We start from the raw sequence: 4,914 nt of genomic DNA, 5'->3' as shown, positions 1-4,914 counted from the left end.
CCCACACCGCGGAGCGCGCCGCCGCCGCGGCGGCCCCGGCGGCGGCCGCGCCCACCCCGCCCGCGGCCCACGCCGACGCGGCCGCCACCCGCGCGGAGGCCGCGGCCAAGCGGGCGCACGCCGACGCCGACGCCGCCCGGTCCGCCAAGGAGGACGCGGACGCCGCCGTCGCCACCGCGACCAGCGCCGCCGCCGATGCCATCGCCGCATCCAAGACGGCCGCCACCGCAGCGAGCGCCGCGGTGAAACTCGCCGACGAGGCGGAGGCGCACGCCGCCGACGCCAAGTCACAGGCAGACGCGGCCAGCACGGCCGCCCAGACCGCGATCGCCGGCGCCAACGTCGCCACCGGGCACGCCTACGCCGCCTCCCAGGCCGCCGTCGACGCCGGCAACGCCGCCCGCCAGGTGGCCGCTCCCGCCAACGACGCCGTCCAGCTCGGCGCCCCGTACGTCACCACCGACTCGGCCGCCGGCCTCGCCGTCCTGACCGGGCAGTCCACCAAGACGATCGCCGCGCAGCAGCAGGCCGTCGCCGAGGCTCACGCCCAGAACGCCCAGGAGGCCGCCGCCCAGGCGACGAGCACCGCCAACGCGGCCACCGGCGACGCCAAGGCCGCCTACACCCTCGCCGCCGAAGCCGCCGGATACGCGGCCGACGCCCGCGCCTCCGCGAAGCAGGCACTGGACTACTCCGCCGAAGCCGCCGGATACGCCTCCCAGGCCGCCCAATCCCTCGCCCGCACCATCGCCTACGACAAGCAGGCCACCGCCGACGCCAAGGCCGCCGACGACGCCGCAGGCCGCGCCGACGGCTACGCCACGCAGGCCCGTGACTCCGCAGACGCCGCCGCCCTCGACGCCCAGGCCGCCCGGGATGCCGCCAGCCAGGCGGAACAGGCAGCCGACGACGCCCGGGCCGCCGCCAAGGACGCCGACGCCCAGGCCACCGCGGCCGAAGAAGCCGCCAAGGACGCCCAGAAGTACGCCGAATCCGCCCAGCAGGCGGCCACGGAGGCAGCCAACGCCCAGGCCAACCAGCAGGTCGGCTCCGGGGCCGGAACTGGCATCGGCGGCACCTTCTACGTCATCGACAAGGACACCCTCAACGTCACGGACGTCAAGCAGGACAAGCCCTGCGAGATCCCACCGGGCTTCGGCACCAGTTGCACGGTGACCTTCACCTACACGTTCGACGTGTCGGTCGACTTCTACCTGTGCGTCAACCCCGACGTGCCCGCGACCGCGGCCGGCTGCCCCGACGAGGACACTCTGTTCCTCAAGACCGAGCAGCTCAAGGGCCTGACGAAGGACGACACCAAGACCTTCACCCAGCTCGACATTCTCAAGGGCCTGCTGCACACCTACCAGACCGTCGGCAAGGAGATCCTGGTCCAGGACTTCGTGGACTGCTGGCACGGAAGTGCCAGCGGCTGCGCTTGGGCCGCCTCCAACTTCATCCCCGGCAAGACTCTCGAGAAGATCGCCGAGGGGTTCCGGGCACTCGACGCGGCGATGGAGGCCGGCACTGGCATCCGCGACGCGCTCGACGCCCTGAAGACCATCGACGGCCTCGACCCCTCGACGCTGAAGCACATCGAGGACGCCGTCGACGAACTCGAAGACGTCATCTCGGTCTGCACCAAGGACAGCTTCACGGCGAGCACGGGCGTGCTGCTGGCCGACGGTTCCGTCAAGAGCATCCGCGAGGTCCGCACCGGTGACCTCCTCCGCACCACGGATCCGGCCACCGGCCGGACCGTCACCGAACCGGTGATCTCCACCCACCGGCACAACACCTCCGCACTCACCGACGTCACCGTCGGCGGCGCGCTGGTCACCAGCACGACAGGCCATCGCTTCTACGTCGACGGCCGTGGTTGGACGGCAGTGTCGGACCTGCGCGTCGGGGATCTGCTCCGGGCACCCGACGGTTCGCTCAGCCCGGTGACCGCCTTGCGCGAGCACGGCGTCCTGGCGCCTCGCGACGTGTACGACCTCACCGTCCAAGGCACGCACACCTTCTACGTCCGTGCCGACGGATCCCGGTCCCAGGACCTCCTCGTCCACAACTGCACCGACATCATCGGGGACGAGGGCCTGGGGGGCGCACACACCATCACGGACCACGTCGAGCCGACGGACAGGCAGATGGCGGCCAAGGCGGTAGAGGAGAAAAACGGTGTCGCCACTCGATGGACCGACACGGCTACCGCCGCCGAAGCGGTCGACAAGGCCGTAAGCGGCTGGTTGAAGAAGAATGAGGTCCAACTGACGAATTGGCAGAGAAGGCAGGCTCAGCGCATGGCGGCGAGAGAGCTGCTGGAAAACAAGACATTCATCTGGGACGTCCGGGACATGGGGCCCTCGCTGGGGCAGGTCTGGGTACGCGACGGTGTCCAGGGAGCGGCCGCCGGGACCAAGGTCGTCGTCACACTGAAATTCATTGGTAAAGTTCCCGGCCACCCGAAGAGGTGGGTCGTCTACACCGCGTATCCGGAGGGGTGATCATGACCGCGGAATTCGGGCTTTCCTGGCTGTCCATGCAGTGCGACGGCATGGAGCAGACCCTGACCGTGGCGGAACTGGACTGCCTCGTGGACAGCGGCCTAAGACCCGCCCTCCGGATGATCGCTGCCCGTTCTGTCACCGACGTTCCCGCGCCGGGCCATACCCTGCTCGGCCGGGACGTACGAGGGTTGCTGGAGTCGCCTCTAGATGACCCGGTGCTGCGCACGGTGTGGGTCGGGGGCGCGGACAGTGACTTCGATCCCCGGTGGGACGACGAGAGCATGCGGGAATGCCTGGCCGGGATCGAGGCGGCGTGGCTGGAGGCCGAGCGGCTGGCGGATCCGGGCTTCGTCCCGCCTCCGCCGGCCCCGGCGCATGATCCGGGTCTGCGCGCGGCGGTCCTGGAAGCCATGGACGGCGTGGCGGCCCGGCTGACGGCCGCGACGGAGGATCGTGTCTGGCCTCCCAAGCTCCCCGGCCTGGTGCCCGCCCTGACCGAGGTGGTCGAGAGGGTCGACGAGGACCTGGGTTTCCGGCTCTTCCTTCGGGTGCTCAAGGCCTCGGCCCTACCCATCGGCCCGCATGAGCACCAGGCGCTCCTCGCGGTCGGCGAACGGTTCGGCTACCCGGACCTGATCGAGGAGGGCTACCTCCATCTTGTTCCGGTGGAGCCGTAGGCGCGGTTCTCGGTAGTGCGGGTGGTGAGCGAGCCACCGCGTCCCGGGGCCCGGAACGGAAACCAGCCGGATGCTGTTGGTGAATTAGAGGTTCTTCGTCTTCTTCGCCCCGCCGGCCGCCTGGTCGGCGGGGCGAAGTCGTTCGAAGTGACTGGCGCGTGTGCTTCTGAACTGACCGAAGGGAGTGCTGGCCAAATACGTCAAACAGACCGGCACTGACTTACAAGGTGCGCCGGGAACTGGAGGGGGCGGGCTTCCCGTCCACTGGTGGACCCGGGTCGCGACACCTATTCGGTGGTGTCGTCCCGGGTGACGTGATCGGCTACGAGGGGCAGTGGCGCAGGGTGAAGACAGCGAAGACCGACCGGGGACCGACGGGCGGCCTCGCGATCGTGGTCACCTGGGAGGAGGGCGGCGCCGCCCGCTTCCCCAGCGGAGACGAACTCCTCCTCGGCGAGCAGGACGCCGACTGTCCCGGCCTTTTCGGGTGAGCGGCGCAGATGGGCACGTCGCCGGCCGCAGAGGCGTTGGACAGCAGCTGCCATGGGGGCCGGACATGGCTCGGCAGCTGAGTTTGTGCATGTCGATTGTCCGTCAAAAATGCTCCGTTACACACTTATTGCACAAAGGATCTTCAAGGGTTCTCCATCCGATTTGTACGCTGCATGGGTCCATGGCCCGGCGGGCGAGACCCCGGCGGGCCTTTCCGATCCCAGGGGATTCACATGCGCATACGCGTCGCGGCCACTGTTCTCTCCGGTGCGGTCGTCCTGTCCGCGCTCGTTGTTCCGGTGGCCGCTCAGGCGGCGGAACGTTCCGGCGCGCAGGGCGGACTCGCCCCCTTCTCCGCCAGGACCGTTCACCCGGAGGACGCGAAGGGGAACATCAAGTTCTCGAAGGGCGTCGTCAACGGCGGCAAGGACATCGTCCTCGGTACCACCACCAAGAAGTCCGTCACCGCCACCTACACCGCCACCAGCGACAACGGCGTCGCGCTGACGGTTGCCGCCCTCTGGCAGGGCACCGACAGCTCCAGCGCGACTGGTATCACCGGCGAACTGGACACGGACGACGACCCCAACTGCGTCGAGTCGACCACCCAGACCGGCGTCTACACCTGCAAGGCCGTCTTCAACATCGACGCGGCCACCGACCTGAAGAAGAACGGTGCCGCCGGCACCTGGAAGCTGTTCCTCGGCGGCTTCGACCTCTCCGCGAACGCCAGCATCGACGACAACGTCGCCACCACCAAGATCAAGAAGGCGTCCAAGCTGACCGTCGACGCCGCCCCGGAGCCGGTGAAGAAGGGCAAGACCGTCACCGTCACCGGCAAGCTGACGCGCGCCGACTGGAACACCGGCAAGTACGCCGGGTACGCGTCGCAGAAGGTGCAGCTGCAGTTCCGCAAGAAGGGCAGCACCACCTACACCACCCTCAAGACCATCACCGCCGACGCCGGCGGTGCCCTCAAGACCACCACCAAGGCCACCGTCGACGGCTACTACCGCTACTCGTTCGCCACGAACGCCACCACCGGCGCCGCGACGGCGACCGGCGACTTCGTCGACGTGAAGTAACGTCCGGTCACCCGCTGAAGATTCGTTTCACTCTGGTTCGGCCTCGCTCCGCGCGCCGGGCCGGGCCCAACGTGGCCGGGGGGGGGAGGGGCCCCGGGTCGGGGGTCGGTAGAGCGGGGGGGGGGGGACGGGTGGGACGCCAGTCGTGTA

4 protein-coding genes are annotated in these 4,914 nt (G+C 69.5%); all 4 read left to right on the top strand.

The window, feature by feature from the left end; all coding sequences use genetic code 11:
* A partial coding sequence (locus AB0M11_RS41065; protein ID WP_365714052.1) for an RNase A-like domain-containing protein occupies nt 1–2,507 on the top strand: 2,507 nt, incomplete at its 5' end.
* 2 nt (nt 2,508–2,509) lie between these two features.
* The gene (locus AB0M11_RS41060) at nt 2,510–3,187 is read left to right on the top strand and encodes a hypothetical protein (protein WP_365714050.1); all 678 of its coding nucleotides are present in this window, start codon (nt 2,510–2,512) and stop codon (nt 3,185–3,187) included.
* A 314-nt stretch (nt 3,188–3,501) separates the two neighbouring features.
* Nucleotides 3,502–3,678 carry a hypothetical protein gene (locus tag AB0M11_RS41055; protein ID WP_365714048.1) on the top strand — a complete coding sequence of 59 codons (177 nt, stop codon included), beginning with the start codon at nt 3,502–3,504 and terminating at the stop codon, nt 3,676–3,678.
* 234 nt (nt 3,679–3,912) lie between these two features.
* Complete coding sequence (locus AB0M11_RS41050; protein WP_365714046.1) at nt 3,913–4,764, top strand: hypothetical protein; 852 nt, start codon at nt 3,913–3,915, stop codon at nt 4,762–4,764.
* Nucleotides 4,765–4,914: the final 150 nt, after the last annotated feature.

This window comes from Streptomyces sp. NPDC051987, assembly GCF_040680735.1.
GTDB lineage: Bacteria > Actinomycetota > Actinomycetes > Streptomycetales > Streptomycetaceae > Streptomyces.
Note: the sequence above shows the minus strand (reverse complement) of the source record. Positions and strands in the feature narration are given on the sequence as shown.

Excerpts from the sequence above, each read along its gene's own strand:
- AB0M11_RS41060 (WP_365714050.1), top strand. The coding sequence starts at position 2,510 with ATGACCGCGGAATTCGGGCTTTCCTGGCTGTCCATGCAGTGCGACGGC.
- AB0M11_RS41050 (WP_365714046.1), top strand. The coding sequence starts at position 3,913 with ATGCGCATACGCGTCGCGGCCACTGTTCTCTCCGGTGCGGTCGTCCTG.